This is a genomic window from Photobacterium atrarenae (assembly GCF_024380015.1).
In the GTDB taxonomy this organism is placed as follows: Bacteria; Pseudomonadota; Gammaproteobacteria; order Enterobacterales; family Vibrionaceae; genus Photobacterium; species Photobacterium atrarenae.
On record NZ_CP101508.1, the window covers coordinates 3,210,805 to 3,226,697 of the forward strand.

Here is a 15,893-nt window from a genome sequence, read left to right on the forward strand (position 1 = left end):
TAATTATTACTTCCTATTCGATTACTCCAAAACTTTTCCCTTAAAATAAACCTATATTCGCCTTAATGCACGCACCGCCAAGTAATAGATGTAGTGAAGAGATATAACAGTCTTTACTTTCATATAATATTTCTTCAAAGTACAGGGCAACCAGGCACATCACAATAAGTCCGCCATCTCAACGATAGCAAGAACACAGAGGCCACTCGATAGCAGCCTCTCTGTATAATCAAGCAAAAGTTATCAGGCCATATCTGTGATCCGATTCAGCACGGAGCGTAACTTCAGCGGTTTAACCGGCTTAGCGATGAAACTAAAGCCATTTGCTTCGATACCTTCCATCATCTGTTCAGTCCTATCAGCACTGATGATCACCCCGGCGAATCGGTCACCCAGCCGCAGACGGCATTGCTGTAAAACCTCTAGCCCGGTACGGCCTTCATCAAGCCGATAGTCAGAGAGAATTACATCAGGTACCCAGCCCGCCTCCAGAACTTTAAGGCTGCCGACAATATCAATCGCAGTTTTGACATCACAGCCCCAGCGCGACAGCAGGCTTTCCATGCCCAGCAGAATATCCGGTTCATTATCAACACACAGTACTTTCAAGTCTGCCAGCGGCGCTGGTGTTACTGCCGCTGCCATTGACGCCGATGCGGCTGGTTCAACCACCACGCCGCGCGCAACCCCCAACTCAAACACGGTACCCTGACCCGGCCAGGAGCGCATGGCTAGCGGATGGCCCAGCACCCGACAGATCCCTCGGGCAATGGCCAGCCCCAAGCCCAGGCCATGATCGACCCCGTTACGCTCAATCCGGGTGAATTCCTCGAAGATATGGGCCTGTTTCTCTTCCGGGATTCCCGGGCCGTTATCCCACACCTGGAGCTGCAACTGGCCCTGATTGCGGCGAATGCCAAGCACCACCTTACCGCCCGGGTTATAGCGAAAGGCGTTGGTCAGGAAGTTCTGCAGCGCCCGGCGCAGCAGTTTAGGATCGGAGACAATCACCGCCCGGCTGTTCACCACCTCAAAAGTGATCCCCTGCTTGCGGGCCAGGGCACTGAACTCGGCGCTGAGGATGTCGAGCACTTCACTGGCAGGGAAGGCACGGACATTGACCTGCAATTTGCCCGCCTCCAGCCGTGACACATCCAGCAAGTCGCCAATCAGATCTTCCGCCGCACCCAGTGCGCTTTCAATATGTTGCGCCAGTTTCACCACTTCAGCGACGGCATCCGGATCCTTAGCCACTTCGGTCAGGGAGGAAGAAAACAGCCGCGCGGCATTGAGCGGCTGCATCAGATCATGACTCACCGCGGCCAGAAAGCGGCTTTTCGAGCGGGCCTGATGCTCGGCTTGTTGCGTGGCCGACACTAACTGCCGGTTGAGCAACTCCAGCTCATGGGTGCGCTGTTTCACCCGGGCTTCGAGATTTTCATTGGCTTCTTTCAACGCCTCTTCCGCCAGGCGGAAATCGGTAATATCAGAAAAACTCATCACAAAGCCGCCGCCGGGCATCGGGTTACCCTGCACCTCAATCACCTGACCGTCGGGACGGATCCGTGACGAGGTATGGGCCGTGCCCCGTTTCAGGTGCTCGACCCGCTTGGCGACATGCCGCTCCGGATCGCCCGGGCCGCACAGCCCCTGCTGGGCATTATGGCGGATCACGTCGGCAATCGGCCGTCCGACCTGGATCAACCCCGGCGGAAACGAAAACAGCTCCAGGTAACGCTGGTTCCAGGCCACCAGCCGCAGCTGTTTGTCGACCACGGCAATGCCCTGACTAATATGTTCAATCGCCCCCTGAAGCAACCCGCGGCTGAAATCGAACAGCTCCGACGCTTCGTCGACAATCGTCGCCACCTCTTCCAGCTGCATGTTGCGCCCCTGCAGGGCCGAGGTCAGTACCAGCCGCGCCGAGGAGGCGCCGAAGACTCCCGCCAGCACGCGCTCGGTATGGCGGATCAACGTGGCCGGGGCCTGTTGTTGCGGCAGCAGGTCGGCGTGATGCTGCTCGGTAAACTGTGAGAAGGCATAACGCACCCGCTTGCGGCCGACGAAGCGTGCCGCCAGCATTTCCAGCTCAGCAACCGTCACCCGGGTCTGGTACAGGCTGGCATTTTCCGAGTCCGGCAGCGGCGCGCCAACAAAGGTCGCCGCCTGCAGCCGCTCGGTCAGCGAGGTACGGGTCAGCAGTGAGACCCCGATATACAGCGCCAGGTTCACCAACAAGCTGAGCAGCATACCCCAGTCCACCGGTGCCAGCTGTTTCAGCACCGGCCATTGCGGCGGCGTCAGCAACCACAGCAGTAGGTTGGTCTCCGCGCTGCCGGCCAGCATCTGGGTCTGGTTCATCATGGTGATCACCCAGAGCGTCAATCCACCGAACATCCCGGCGTACACCCCTTTGCGGTTGCCCTCGCGCCAGTAAATTCCGCCGAGCAATGCCGGGGCAAACTGGGCAATAGCGGCAAACGAAAGAAAGCCGATCGCCGACAGTGATTCGATCTCACCCAGCACCTGGTGGAAACCCCAGGCGGCTGTTAGCAGCAACAGGATCAGGGTCCGGCGCACATTGAGCAGCAAGCCGGAAAACTCGGCGAAATTGCGCCCGGAGATCCGTAACCGCCGCAGCAGCAGCGGCAACACCAAATCGTTAGACACCATGATAGTCAGGGCTATCGTCGAGACAATTACCATCCCGGTCGCCGCCGAAGTGCCGCCAAGAAATGCCAGCAGGGCAATCTGATCGGCGCCCTGCGACAGCGGCAGGTTGATCACGTAAGTGTCGGCCACCACGCCCGGTAGCAAAGCCTGGCCGGCCAGCGCCAGCGGGATCACGAACATCCCCATCAGCAGTAGGTAGAGCGGAAAAATCCAGCGGGCCCGGTGCAAATCCTGGGCCCGGCTGTTTTCCACCACAATGGTGTGAAACTGGCGCGGCAGACAGACAATCGCTGCCATGGTCAGCAGCATATGGATCAGCAGGCTGCCGAAATCCGGGGTTACAGCTGGCGTGTCGAGCGCCCCGGCCAGCGCCGCAACCGGCAGATCCGCCAGCAGACCGAGTGCAAACACCCCGACAATCAAAAATGCCACCAGCTTGACGATCGACTCAAACGCCACCGCCATCATCATCCCGCGGTGGTGTTCGGTGCTGTCGATATGGCGGGTGCCGAACAGCACGGTGAACACCGCCAGCGCGGCAGTGACCATCCAGGCTATATCGCTCTCATCAACCCCGCTTTGCTGGCCGAGCGACGGCGCAATCTGTGCCAGCCCCATGGTAATCCCACGCAGCTGCAGGGCGATATACGGCAGAATACCAATCACTGCAATCAGGGTAACCACCACGGCCAGCCCCTGCGACTTGCCGTAACGGGCGGCAATAAAGTCGGCGATCGATGTGATATGCTCGCGCTTGGCGATCAGCACCAGCCGGGCCAGGATCCGCCAGCCAACGGTAAACACCAGGATCGGTGCCAGATAGATGGGTAAGAAGGACCAGATATTCTGGCTGGCCTGGCCGACCGTGCCGTAAAACGTCCAAGAGGTGCAGTAAACTGCGATCGAGAGACTGTAAATCCACGGCCGCCAGCCAGCCATCCACTGCGGTTTTTTATCGCCGTACCAGGCGATCAGAAACAGCAGCCCAAGATAGGCCAACGAAACCGGCACAACGATCCATCCCAGTGCCATGATACTTCCTGATTGTAAATAAGAGGTAAACGCATGGTAGCGGATCGGTGCGGTTGCACTCAATCAGCATGATCACACTTCTTTGGCGGGCGAGTTGCTGCGGGTGAAGCTCTGCGGGCAAAGGAAAGTGGTGGCAAGCAGAGGGGAGTCGTGACAAGCAGAGAAGAAACGTTGGCAGGCGGCTGGGAAAGCGGGGAACCTGCGCCGATCCGCATCGGCACAGGCAAGGTGTTCAGTTCGCGTAAGTTGCGGGATCAGCAGTGGGCTTCGGCCACCCGACGATCCGGCTGGGAGTCGATTTTCATCAGCAGGACCGGCGCCCCCATGGCCGCCATCAGCCAGAACACATTGGCGCCCCACAGGCCATACAGCCACCCGCTGAGTGCGGTCATCAGCGCCATAAATGCCCCCAGCGGCAAGGCGTTGTAGAGCGCCTGCAAGGCCACCACCTGATTGCTCCGGGCATGTTGAATGTAGCGGATCGTCGCCAGGTGACAGGCGGCAAAGGTGACCCCGTGCAACGCCTGGACCGCGACCAGCACCGGCAGCTCCGTCATGGTCGCAGTGATCCCCCAGCGCACCATCACACCCAGTGCCGCGAGGCGGAACATCGCCGCCACACTCCAGCCGGCGAACAAGTACTTACTAAAGGCAAATATCGCCACTTCCGCCACCACACTGAAACTCCAGAGGTAACCAATCACATCCTCGCTGTGACCCGCGCCTTTCCAGTAAATCGTGCTGAAGCTGTAATAAGCGGCATGGCTGCCCTGCAGCAGAGCGATAATCGTCAGAAAGCGCACCACCTGACGGTCGGTCATCATTTTCATCAAAGCCGGGCGCGCCTGCGCCTGCTCATCCTCTGACACTAGCGGTATTGCCGGCCGACGCAGAGAGAACAACAGCGCCGCAACCATGCCGGCGACGGCCACCCAGGGGATCACCGACGGATCGTACTTAGCGGCCAGCATCCCGACCACCGTCGAGCCGGCAATAAAGGCAATTGAGCCCCACAGCCGGGTTCGACCATAGTCTAAATAACCCTCTCTGGCATAGTGGTTGGCGACCGCATCCGACAACGGCATGATCGGGCCAACCACCAAATTATAGGCAACCGTAACGATAGTTAGTGCCCACAAACTTCCACCACAGTAGATATACGCAATACAGCTGAGCAAAGTGGCCAACGCCAGCCAGCGCAGCGCCGGGATCAGATGCTCGGCCCGGTGAATGCGCGGGGTGATCACCAGATTCGCCAGGCAGCGGACCGCGAAGCCCAGCCCGAGTAACAAGCCGATATTCGACGCACTGACGCCAAGATGCGCCAGCCACAATGCCCAGAAAGGCAAGTACACACCGTAATTAAAAAAGAAACCGATCAGGTATTGTGAGGTCCACCCGAACGGGCTGCTTCGCAACATGCCAAGTCCTATATGCAGAAAGAAGAGTAACAGCAGCCATTATGCCGAATTCATCCAGCCACCCCAACGAAATTATCAGACAATTTATTTCCCCTTTTTCGAGCCAGGCCATATTTCTGTCTACCGGACCGGCCAGACAGCTACAATGGCCGCTGAAAATCACGGTATCAGGGGCAACCGGCACACCGGCTGCATCGTCCCTAGACTAAAGTCGTCTGGAGCTTCCTGCTGTTCTGCACAACACTGTCTAGCATCAATGTCCAATCCCTTTTCTGTGCGCCATGCGCCCTTTATGCGGAAGCCTGCTATGCCAGATAAATTCGATACCTCGTTACCACCCTTTGACTGCCTCAGCGACAGCCAGCAACAGCGTTTGCGCGATGCTCTGGATGTCGCCTATTTCCGGGCCGGGGAAACCATTATCGAAGCCGATGAAGCCTGCCAGCAGCTCTACATTATTATCAAGGGCAGTGTAGAGGAGCGTGCCGCTGACGGGCAGGAGATTTTCGCCCACTATACTGCCGATGATCTGTTTGATGTCCGGGCCCAACTGGATGCGCGCAGCCGCCACCACTACCAGGCACTGGAAGATACCCTGTGCTATCTGCTGCCGCGCGAGCACTTTATCGCGCTGTACCAATCCAACTCGCAGTTTGCTGCTTACTTTGACGGCAACCTGGCCCAGCGCCAGCAGCTACTGGACGAAGCACACCAACAACAGAACCTGGCCGAGTTTATCCTGACCAAGATCAGTGATGACAATATCCAGCCCTGCCTGATTGTGCCGCACGACACCAATCTGACGGCCGTCACCCAGGCAATGCGCGATAAAAGGGTCGATGCGGCCCTGGTCAAACTCAATGCAACGCCGCAGTACGGTATTGTCACCCGGACCAATTTGCTCCATGCGGTTCTGCTGGACAGCCTGCCGGCCTCGACGCCGGTCAGCCAGGTGGCGACAACGCCAGTGATCAGCGTCAACAAGGGGGATTTCCTGTTCAATGCCATGCTGGCGATGACACGACATAAAGTGAAGCGAGTCCAGGTGCTGGACGGCGACAACGTGGCCGGAATGCTGGATCTGACCCAGGTGCTGAGCCTGTTTTCCACTCATTCTCATGTCCTGACCCTGCGCATTGCCCGCGCCAAAACCATTGATGAACTGGCGCTGGCAGCCGGCAGCCAGCACCGGCTGGTGGAAACCCTGTTCAACAACGGGATCCACACCCTGTTCGTGATGGAGCTGATTGCCACGGTCAATGAACAAATTATCGAGAAAGCCTTCCAGCTGGTGGTCCCGCCCGAGATGCATGACCGCTGCTGTCTGATCGTGATGGGCTCTGAAGGACGTGGCGAGCAGATCCTCAAAACCGACCAGGACAATGCCCTGATCCTCCAGGACGGAATCGACTGGCCGGGCTGCGCGCAAGTGATGGCGCGGTTAACCCAGACCCTGCACCAACTAGGCTATCCGTTATGTCCCGGCAAGGTCATGGTCAACAACCCGCAATGGGTCAAACCTCAAAGTGAGTGGTTACATACGCTCAGCGACTTTGTCCAGGCCGGAACGGAGAACGCGGTGATGGCACTGGCGATCCTGGCCGACAGCCATGCGGTAGCCGGCAACCGGGCCCTGCTGAGCCCGCTGCAAACCCACCTCCACCAGTTGCTGGCCGATCAGGAACTGCTGCTGGCCACCTTTACCCGTCCGGCACTCCAGTTCAGCGTCCCGCTGACCCTGTTCGGCAAACTCAAAACCGGCAAGGAAGGACTGGATATCAAGCGCGGCGGCATTTTCCCTATCGTCCACGGCATCCGGGCCCTGGCGCTGGAGCACGCCATCGCAGACAACAACACCTTTGCCCGGATTGACCAGCTGACCCGCTGCCGGGTGCTGGAGCCGGAGACCGCCTCCAACCTGAGCGAGGCCCTCAAGCTGTTTATCAAGCTGCGTCTGCGCCAGCAATTGGGGCAACAGCAAGATCCGCAGAGCCGGGGGATGCAACAGCACCTGGACATCAGCGTGCTGAGCCGGGCCGAGCGGGATCTGCTGCGCCACAGCCTGCATGTGGTGAAGAAATTCAAAGAGTGGTTGGGTTACCACTATCAAATCCGGGATTAGCCCGGAACCGACATCGCGCCTGCTGTTTGTTGAGGAGAAGTAATGAATATGCTCAGCCGTTGGTGGTACCAACATAAGTTCCGCCAGACCCCGCACCAGGCGCTGTTTCAGCGCTACCAGGGGGATGAGCTGGTGTCGCTCGACTGCGAGACCACCAGTTTGGATCCGCACAGTGCCGAGCTGGTCACCATTGCCGCGACCCGCATTAAGGCCAACCGGATCATGACCAGCCAGTCGATCCACCTGACCCTGCGCGCGCCGGGCAGCCTGGATGCCGACTCGGTCGCCGTGCACCGGATCCGTCACCAGGATTTGCAGGAAGGGATGGACGAGCGCGAGGCCCTGTGCCAATTGCTGGATTTTATCGGCAACCGGCCCTTGGTGGGCTACCATATCCGCTACGACAAAACGATCCTCGATCGCTACTACCGCCGCCTGTTTGACTTTCCGCTCCCGAACAAAGTGGTGGAAGTGAGCCATCTCTACCACGAGCGCCTTGAACGACTGCTGCCCAACGCCTATTACGACCTCAGCCTGGAGGCCATCAGCCGCCACCTGGATCTGCCGGTGCCGGAGCGGCATGACGCACTGCAGGACGCCATCACCGCGGCGCTGATCTATGTCCGGCTCAAGCACGGCGATATCCCGACCCTGCGCTCAGCCTGACCCCTGACTTTAGTTGGTGCAAGCTTTTCACTGCAACGGCAATGTAACAGGCCATTGCCGTCCCCTCCGGGCGCGCTCTCATCCTAAAGTCTAATTGTGACCGGCAGCGTTCTGTCGGAAGTTATATTCACACAAGACAGCATTACCCAGCATTATCCGGTCCGGTATGGACAGTGACGGAACACAAGGAGAAGAGAATGAGTGAGGTTCATGTGTATCCAGTAACCGAGGACATCGCAGCCAAAACCCATATCAACGACGAGCAGTACCGCGAGATGTACCAGCAGTCGGTGATCAACCCCACAGGTTTCTGGCGCGAGCACGGTCAGATTGTTGACTGGATCAAACCTTATACCCAGGTCAAGAACACCTCATTTGACACCGGCCACGTCAGTGTTAAATGGTTTGAGGACGGCACCCTGAACGTGTCTGCCAACTGTCTCGACCGTCACCTGGCCACCCGCGGCGATCAACCGGCCATTATCTGGGAAGGCGATGATCCGGCTGATGATGCCACCCTGACCTACAACGAGCTGCATGAGCAAGTGTGTCAGTTTGCCAACGCCCTGAAAAGCCAGGGCGTGCGCAAGGGCGATGTGGTCTGCCTGTATATGCCGATGGTGGCCGAAGCAGCCGTCGCCATGCTGGCCTGTACCCGCATCGGTGCGATCCATACCATTGTCTTCGGCGGTTTCTCTCCTGAGGCCCTGGCCGGACGCATCATCGACTCCAATGCCAAGGTCGTCGTCACCGCCGATGAAGGGGTCCGCGGAGGCCGTGCCGTGCCACTAAAACAAAATGTCGATGCCGCCCTGGCCAACAGCGAGGTTACCAGCGTCGAGAAAGTCGTAGTGTTCAAGCGCACCGGCGGCGAGATCGCCTGGGATGACACCCGCGATGTCTGGTGGCATGACGCCACGGCGGTCGCTTCTTCGCACTGTGAGCCGGAAGCTATGAACGCCGAAGACCCGCTGTTTATCCTCTACACCTCAGGCTCAACCGGGAAACCGAAAGGGGTCCTGCACACCACCGGTGGCTACCTGGTGTATGCCACCATGACCTTCAAGTACGTGTTCGATTACCAGGAAGGCGATGTCTACTGGTGTACCGCGGATGTGGGCTGGATCACCGGCCACAGCTACCTGGTCTACGGCCCGCTGGCGAACGGGGCCACCACCCTGCTGTTTGAAGGGGTGCCGAACTATCCGTCCACCAGCCGGATGAGCGAAGTGGTCGACAAGCACCAAGTTAATATTCTCTACACCGCCCCGACCGCAATCCGGGCCCTGATGGCCAAAGGCAACGCCGCTATTGAAGGCACCAAACGGAGCTCGCTGCGGATCATGGGCTCGGTCGGTGAGCCGATTAACCCTGAAGCCTGGGAGTGGTACCACCGTACTATCGGCGACAGCCGCTGCCCGATTGTCGATACCTGGTGGCAAACTGAAACCGGCGGGATCCTGATCACCCCGCTGCCAGGTGCAACCGCCCTGAAACCGGGCTCAGCCACCCGTCCGTTCTTCGGCGTTCAGCCGGCACTGGTCGATAACATGGGCAATATTCTCGAAGGCGCCACCGAAGGCAACCTGGTGATGATTGATTCCTGGCCGGGGCAGATGCGCACTCTGTGGGGCGATCACGAGCGCTTCGAGCAAACCTACTTCTCGACCTTCCAGGGCATGTACTTTACCGGGGACGGTGCCCGCCGCGATGAAGACGGCTATTACTGGATCACCGGCCGGGTTGATGATGTGCTGAACATTTCCGGCCACCGGATGGGAACTGCCGAAATCGAATCGGCACTGGTCGCCTTCGACAAAATTGCCGAAGCGGCGATTGTCGGGGTGCCGCACGACATCAAGGGCCAGGCGATTTATGCCTATATCACCCTGAACAACGGCGAAGTGCCGACCGCCGAGTTGCATAAAGAAGTCAAAGACTGGGTTCGTAAGGAAATCGGCCCGATTGCCACCCCGGATTTCCTGCACTGGACCGACGCGTTGCCGAAAACCCGCTCGGGCAAAATCATGCGCCGTATCCTGCGCAAGATTGCCACCGGCGATACAGCAACGCTGGGTGATACCTCCACCCTGGCCGATCCGAGCGTGGTCGAGAAGCTGATTGCCGAGAAACAGAAAGTCCTGTGATCCGGCCCGATTAAAAAAACCGCCCGCGGGCGGTTTTTTTGATCGATCCCTAAAACTCCCGCTCAAATCGCGAACAGAGACGATAAGCAAGCTACACTGAACAACATTGCATCCAACAGGCATCCAACAGCAAACTATCCCTGTTCTCTGGCCCGAATCCACGTTACTCCGGCTGGCACTGCGCATTCAGCGTACAAGTGTTCAGGTTAAAAGCGGTGATTAGACCAGTATTTTGCTGCGAATTGCGGTGAATTCTCTATAATTGCTCAGCAAGCGTGTTTTGACAGCAACCATGGGAAACAAAAACAGTGGACTTGCGTTTTAATGCAAAAACCTGACAACATCCCCATATTACGAGTGAAATAACCTCAAGATGTCGACAAATTACCGAATTTTATTACTGAACGGCCCCAACCTGAACCTGCTCGGTACCCGCGAGCCCGGGATCTACGGCCGGCAAACGCTGGACGACATTGTGGCCGACCTGTCTGCCAAAGCACACGCACTGGGCGCGACCCTGGAGCACCTTCAATCCAATGCCGAGCACGAGCTGATTGAAGCGATCCATCAAGCCCGGGATCAGGTGGATTTTATCCTGATCAACCCGGCAGCTTATACCCATACCAGCGTCGCGATTCGTGATGCACTGCTGGGGGTCTGCATCCCGTTTATTGAAGTGCACCTGTCTAATGTGCACGCCCGTGAGCCGTTCCGACACCATTCCTATCTGTCGGATCAGGCCGTTGGCGTCATTTGCGGACTGGGCACCGACGGTTATGAGTTTGCCCTCCAGGCAGCAGTTCGCCGCCTGCAAACCATCGCCGACCTGAAATAACAATTCGCCGTGGAGGCAGCCTGTGCTTGCCTTCCCAACGCTAAACGAACAAACAGAGAAAGATAAATGGATATTCGTAAGATTAAAAAACTGATCGAACTGGTTGAAGAGTCTGGTATTTCTGAGCTGGAAATCTCTGAAGGTGAAGAATCGGTACGCATCAGCCGTAACTCTACGGTTGTTGCAGCACCGGCCCAAACCCAAGTCTACGCGCCAGCCCCGGCGGCTGCGGCTGCACCAGCAGCGGCGACTGCGGTAGAAGCACCGGAAGCTCAGGCGACGACAACGCCGTCAACGCCAGCCGGTCACTCTGTGCTGTCGCCAATGGTCGGTACCTTCTACCGTGCGCCAAGCCCGGATGCGAAGCCATTCGTTGAAGTTGGCCAGAGCGTCAACGTCGGCGATACCCTGTGCATCGTTGAAGCAATGAAGATGATGAACCAGATCGAAGCAGACAAGGCCGGTACTGTCGTAGCAATCCTGGCCGAAGATGGCGACGCCATTGAATTCGACCAGCCGCTAGTTATCATTGAGTAACCGGGGCGCGATATGTTAGATAAAATTGTTATCGCCAACCGAGGCGAAATTGCCCTGCGTATTTTACGCGCCTGTAAAGAGCTGGGCATTAAAACTGTCGCGGTCCACTCGACCGCTGACCGCGATCTCAAGCACGTGCTGCTGGCCGATGAAGCCATCTGTATCGGCCCGGCACCGAGCACCGAGAGCTACCTGAACATCCCGCGCATCATTAGTGCAGCGGAAATCACCGGTGCCGTCGCGATCCACCCGGGTTACGGCTTCCTGTCGGAAAACGCCGACTTTGCCGAGCAGGTCGAGCGCAGCGGCTTTATCTTTGTCGGCCCGAAAGCCGATACCATCCGCATCATGGGCGACAAAGTCGCGGCCATTAGCGCGATGAAGAAAGCCGGTGTTCCTTGTGTACCGGGCTCTGACGGTCCGCTGGGCAACGATGAAGCCAAGAACAAAGCCTGTGCCAAGCGCATCGGCTACCCGGTGATCATTAAAGCCTCCGGTGGTGGCGGCGGCCGCGGGATGCGTGTCGTTCGCAGCGAAGCCGAGCTGATCGAATCGATCGCCATGACCCGTGCTGAAGCTAAGGCTGCCTTCAGCAATGACATGGTTTACATGGAGAAATTCCTGGAAAACCCACGTCATATTGAAGTTCAGGTGCTGGCAGACGGCCAGGGCGGCGCCATTCACCTGGGTGAGCGTGACTGTTCGATGCAGCGTCGCCACCAGAAAGTGGTTGAAGAAGCACCGGCACCGGGCATCACCGAAGAGATGCGCAAATACATCGGTGAGCGCTGTACCCGTGCCTGTCTCGAAATCGGCTACCGTGGTGCCGGTACGTTCGAATTCCTGTACGAGAACGGTGAGTTCTACTTCATCGAGATGAATACGCGAATTCAGGTTGAGCATCCGGTGACGGAAATGGTCTCTGGCGTCGATCTGATCAAAGAGCAGCTGCGTATTGCAGCCGGCCAGCCGCTGTCGTTCACTCAGGATGACATCAAGCTGCGCGGCCACGCAGTCGAGTGTCGGATTAATGCTGAAGATCCGGTGCGCTTCCTGCCATGTCCGGGCAAGATCACCCGTTTCCACTCGCCAGGCGGCATGGGTGTGCGTTGGGAATCCCACATCTACTCGGGCTACAGCGTGCCACCGCACTATGATTCAATGATTGGTAAGCTGATCACTTACGGTGAGAACCGTGATGTGGCGATTGCCCGCATGAAAAATGCCCTGGGCGAGATGATCATCGACGGCATCAAAACCAATGTGCCGCTGCAGCAAGATATCATGGCGGACGAGAACTTCCAGCACGGTGGTGCCAACATCCACTATCTGGAGAAGAAGCTGGGTATCCACTAAGCCTCTTCGCACAATCGCTGACCAAGGCTGCCTCCAGGCAGCCTTTTCTTTGCCTGCGCGGGCCAGCCTGTTTCTGGCGTCCCCCCCCATCTTTTGCCACAATAGCGCCCTTGCTTTGGCAGCGGCATTTATCACCCCTTGCAACTCGTCCTTTTTCGATAATGCTGCTTAACGACTGGAGACTTCAGCATGAAGACACTCTCAGATCGCTATCGTCAGGCCCATAAAGAAGCCAAATGGGCCCTGGGGTTAGCGCTCGCTTATTTTCTCTGGTGGTACGGCTCGGCGTATATGTTCGCCCCAAGCCCTGCCCAAACCGCCCTTCCCGAGCTGTACTGGGGCCTTCCGCTCTGGTTTCTGCTGGCCTGTATCGTCGGCCCGGTGATCTTTACCCTGCTCTGTGCCCTGATGGTGAAGTACCTGTACCAAGAGATGCCGCTGACCGTTGACGAGGATACGCCGGATGCATAACCAACTGCTGCTCCCCTTAGTGCTGTACCTGGCCGCCGTATTCGGTTTTGCCTGGTTCACCCGTCGCCCTCAACAACGCGGCGGCGGCTTTCTCAACGAGTACCTGGTCGGCAACCGCAGCATGGGCGGCTTTGTCCTCGCCATGACCCTGGCCGCCACCTATGCCAGCGCCAGCTCGTTTATCGGCGGACCTGGCGCGGCTTATAAAATGGGCCTGGGCTGGGTACTGCTGGCGATGATCCAGCTGCCGGCCGCCTGGCTGACGCTGGGGGTACTGGGCAAGAAATTTGCCATTGAAGCGCGGCGCCACAACGCCCTGACCCTCAACGACATGCTCTATGCCCGCTACCGTAACCGCGCAGTGGTGATCTTCGCCTCGCTGGCGCTGCTGCTGGCCTTCTTCGGCACCATGGTGGTGCAGTTTGTCGGCGGCGCCCGGTTGCTGCAAACCGTCACCGGGCTCTCCTACGATCAGGGCCTGATGCTGTTTGCTGCCACCGTCGGCCTCTATACCACCATCGGCGGCTTTCGCGCCGTGGTGATGACCGATACCCTGCAGGGGATCATGATGATCATCGGCACCCTGGCGCTGCTCGGCGGGATCATCCACGCCGGCGGCAGCGTCGGTGAGCTGATCACCGAGCTGCACCGGATCGATCCAGATCTCATCTCCCCCTACGGCCCGGATCAGTTCCTCTCCCAGCCGTTTATGCTGAGTTTCTGGATATTGGTGTGCTTTGGCGTCATTGGCCTACCCCATGCGGCGGTGCGCTGCATGTCGTACAAGGACAGCCGCTCACTCCACCGCGGCATGGTGATCAGCACCGCCATGGTGGCTCTCCTGATGCTGGGGATGCACCTGGCCGGCGCGCTGGGCCGGGCGATTGTGCCGGACATCGCCAGCCCGGATCAGATCATGCCGACCCTGATGATGACGGTACTGCCGCCAGTGGTGGCCGGGATCTTCCTTGCCGGCCCGATGGCGGCAATCATGTCGACCATCGACTCACAGTTGATCCAGGCCTCGGCCACCCTGCTTAAAGATCTCTATCTCAACTATATCAACCCGGCAGCCGTAGAGCAGCCGGAAACCGAGTCCCGCCTGCCGAGGCTCTCGCTGTGGATCACCGGGATCTTCTCACTTCTGGTGTTCATTGCCGCCACCAATCCGCCGGACATGATCATCTGGCTCAATCTGCTGGCCTTCGGCGGCATGCAGGCAGTCTTCCTCTGGCCGCTGGTCCTGGGACTGTACTGGAAAAAGGCCTCGGCCACCGGCGCCTTTGCCTCGATGGCCGCCGGCCTGACCTGCTATATCGCCCTAGCCGTGTTCAAACCGGATCTCGGCGGCGTGCATGCCATCGTCCCAACCCTAGCCGTGGGGCTGTTCAGCTTCATCCTCGGCAGCCTCGCCAGACCGGCTGTCGCTGCCGAGCCGCAACCTCAAGTCTAACCAAACTGCCGCATCCCGCCTGCAAGATAGCACCTTCCGGTGCTATCTTTTTTTCAGGTGCCGCCCCGGCCGACACCGCCATGAACCAGGTGCGGGGTGGTGACTTTTTATGCTAGACTCCGCACCTTTGAACCGCAGCCTGATTGGAAATAACCCATGCCCTGGATTCAGATTAAACTCAACGCGACCGCAGAAAATGCCGAAGCCATTGGTGATATGCTGATGGAAGAAACCGGCGCCCTGTCCGTCACTTTCCTTGACGCTCAGGATACTCCGGTATTTGAGCCGCTCCCTGGTGAAACCCGCCTGTGGGGCGATACCGATGTCGTCGGCCTGTATGATGCCGAGTCCGACATGGATCTGGTGCTCACCCTGCTGAAAAACAGCCCGCTGCTGGCGGACGACTTCGCCTATAAAATCGAGCAGCTGGAAGACAAAGACTGGGAGCGCGAATGGATGGAGAACTTCCACCCAATGCGCTTCGGCCGCCGTTTGTGGATCTGCCCGAGTTGGCGTGAAGCCCCGGAGCCGGATGCCGTCAACGTCCTGCTGGATCCGGGCCTGGCCTTCGGCACCGGGACGCATCCCACCACCTCGCTGTGCCTGGAGTGGCTCGACGGCCAGGATCTGAGCGGCAAAACTGTGATCGATTTTGGCTGCGGCTCGGGCATTCTGGCGATTGCTGCCATCAAGCTGGGCGCCGCCAAGGTGATCGGAATTGATATCGACCCGCAAGCGATCCTGGCTTCCCGAGACAATGCCGAGCGCAACGGCGTCGCCGATCAGCTGGAACTTTACCTGCCACAAGATCAGCCGGCCGATATCCAGGCCGATGTCGTGGTGGCCAACATCCTGGCCGGCCCGCTACGCGAGCTATCGCCAGTGATTAAAGGGCTGATCAAAGATGGCGGCGATCTGGCGATCTCCGGCGTGCTGGAAAGCCAGGCCGAAGATGTCGCCTCGTTCTACAGCGATGCCCTGACGCTGGACCCGATCACCGCCCGCGAAGAGTGGTGCCGGATCTCCGGTCACAAGGGATAACGGCGTGATTGCAGCCAGGATTTGATTGTGTGCAAAATGGCCAATTGATTGAATTTCATACACTTTTGTAATTCAAAAACGAAATGCTCAATTATTGGCCTTTTCAGAGAGGGAAAAAATGCGTAAAATGCGCGCCCTT

Annotated in this window: 10 protein-coding genes and 2 pseudogenes; 9 read left to right on the top strand and 3 right to left on the bottom strand. The window is 58.3% G+C overall.

The window, feature by feature from the left end; genetic code table 11:
• Positions 1 to 243: 243 nt before the first annotated feature.
• The 3 genes and pseudogenes from NNL38_RS24850 to NNL38_RS14965 all read right to left on the bottom strand — a co-directional run.
• Positions 244 to 609, bottom strand: a pseudogene (locus NNL38_RS24850) (response regulator); the annotation flags it as partial.
• Between the two features lie 86 nt (positions 610 to 695).
• Positions 696 to 3,705: pseudogene (locus tag NNL38_RS14960) on the bottom strand (sensor histidine kinase); the annotation flags it as partial.
• A 254-nt stretch (positions 3,706 to 3,959) separates the two neighbouring features.
• Complete coding sequence (locus tag NNL38_RS14965; protein ID WP_255388793.1) at positions 3,960 to 5,126, bottom strand: 3-phenylpropionate MFS transporter; 1,167 nt, start codon at positions 5,124 to 5,126, stop codon at positions 3,960 to 3,962.
• 307 nt (positions 5,127 to 5,433) lie between these two features.
• Between NNL38_RS14965 and NNL38_RS14970 the strand changes: the two genes are divergently transcribed.
• The 9 genes from NNL38_RS14970 (at position 5,434) to prmA (ending at position 15,754) form a co-directional block, all read left to right on the top strand.
• A complete protein-coding gene (locus NNL38_RS14970; RefSeq protein WP_255388795.1) occupies positions 5,434 to 7,248 on the top strand; it encodes a DUF294 nucleotidyltransferase-like domain-containing protein in 1,815 nt (604 codons plus the stop codon).
• 42 nt (positions 7,249 to 7,290) lie between these two features.
• Entirely contained in the window at positions 7,291 to 7,914 is a 624-nt protein-coding gene (locus tag NNL38_RS14975) for a 3'-5' exonuclease (protein WP_255388796.1), read from the top strand.
• A 197-nt stretch (positions 7,915 to 8,111) separates the two neighbouring features.
• Complete coding sequence (gene acs / locus NNL38_RS14980; protein ID WP_255388797.1) at positions 8,112 to 10,061, top strand: acetate--CoA ligase; 1,950 nt, start codon at positions 8,112 to 8,114, stop codon at positions 10,059 to 10,061.
• 373 nt (positions 10,062 to 10,434) lie between these two features.
• Positions 10,435 to 10,896, top strand: a complete 462-nt coding sequence (gene aroQ / locus NNL38_RS14985) for a type II 3-dehydroquinate dehydratase (protein ID WP_255388798.1) — start codon at positions 10,435 to 10,437, stop codon at positions 10,894 to 10,896.
• Positions 10,897 to 10,962: 66 nt separating this feature from the next.
• Positions 10,963 to 11,433, top strand: a complete 471-nt coding sequence (accB, locus tag NNL38_RS14990; RefSeq protein WP_255388799.1) for an acetyl-CoA carboxylase biotin carboxyl carrier protein — start codon at positions 10,963 to 10,965, stop codon at positions 11,431 to 11,433.
• A gap of 12 nt (positions 11,434 to 11,445) precedes the next feature.
• The gene (accC, locus tag NNL38_RS14995) at positions 11,446 to 12,789 is read left to right on the top strand and encodes an acetyl-CoA carboxylase biotin carboxylase subunit (protein WP_255388800.1); all 1,344 of its coding nucleotides are present in this window, start codon (positions 11,446 to 11,448) and stop codon (positions 12,787 to 12,789) included.
• Between the two features lie 189 nt (positions 12,790 to 12,978).
• Complete coding sequence (locus tag NNL38_RS15000) at positions 12,979 to 13,260, top strand: YhdT family protein (protein ID WP_255388801.1); 282 nt, start codon at positions 12,979 to 12,981, stop codon at positions 13,258 to 13,260.
• Positions 13,253 to 14,713: a sodium/pantothenate symporter gene (gene panF / locus NNL38_RS15005; protein WP_255388802.1), complete on the top strand. Its 1,461-nt coding sequence runs from the start codon at positions 13,253 to 13,255 to the stop codon at positions 14,711 to 14,713. Before NNL38_RS15000 ends, panF begins: the two co-directional genes overlap by 8 nt.
• Before the next feature lie 156 nt (positions 14,714 to 14,869).
• A complete protein-coding gene (gene prmA / locus NNL38_RS15010; protein ID WP_255388803.1) occupies positions 14,870 to 15,754 on the top strand; it encodes a 50S ribosomal protein L11 methyltransferase in 885 nt (294 codons plus the stop codon).
• Positions 15,755 to 15,893: the final 139 nt, after the last annotated feature.

What these genes read in the sequence shown, in the direction of transcription:
- NNL38_RS14965 (WP_255388793.1), bottom strand. Translation starts at nt 5,126, where the DNA reads ATGTTGCGAAGCAGCCCGTTCGGGTGGACCTCACAATACCTGATCGGT.
- NNL38_RS14975 (WP_255388796.1), top strand. Translation starts at nt 7,291, where the DNA reads ATGAATATGCTCAGCCGTTGGTGGTACCAACATAAGTTCCGCCAGACC.
- accC (WP_255388800.1), top strand. Translation starts at nt 11,446, where the DNA reads ATGTTAGATAAAATTGTTATCGCCAACCGAGGCGAAATTGCCCTGCGT.
- accB (WP_255388799.1), top strand. Translation starts at nt 10,963, where the DNA reads ATGGATATTCGTAAGATTAAAAAACTGATCGAACTGGTTGAAGAGTCT.
- prmA (WP_255388803.1), top strand. Translation starts at nt 14,870, where the DNA reads ATGCCCTGGATTCAGATTAAACTCAACGCGACCGCAGAAAATGCCGAA.
- acs (WP_255388797.1), top strand. Translation starts at nt 8,112, where the DNA reads ATGAGTGAGGTTCATGTGTATCCAGTAACCGAGGACATCGCAGCCAAA.
- NNL38_RS14970 (WP_255388795.1), top strand. Translation starts at nt 5,434, where the DNA reads ATGCCAGATAAATTCGATACCTCGTTACCACCCTTTGACTGCCTCAGC.
- aroQ (WP_255388798.1), top strand. Translation starts at nt 10,435, where the DNA reads ATGTCGACAAATTACCGAATTTTATTACTGAACGGCCCCAACCTGAAC.
- panF (WP_255388802.1), top strand. Translation starts at nt 13,253, where the DNA reads ATGCATAACCAACTGCTGCTCCCCTTAGTGCTGTACCTGGCCGCCGTA.
- NNL38_RS15000 (WP_255388801.1), top strand. Translation starts at nt 12,979, where the DNA reads ATGAAGACACTCTCAGATCGCTATCGTCAGGCCCATAAAGAAGCCAAA.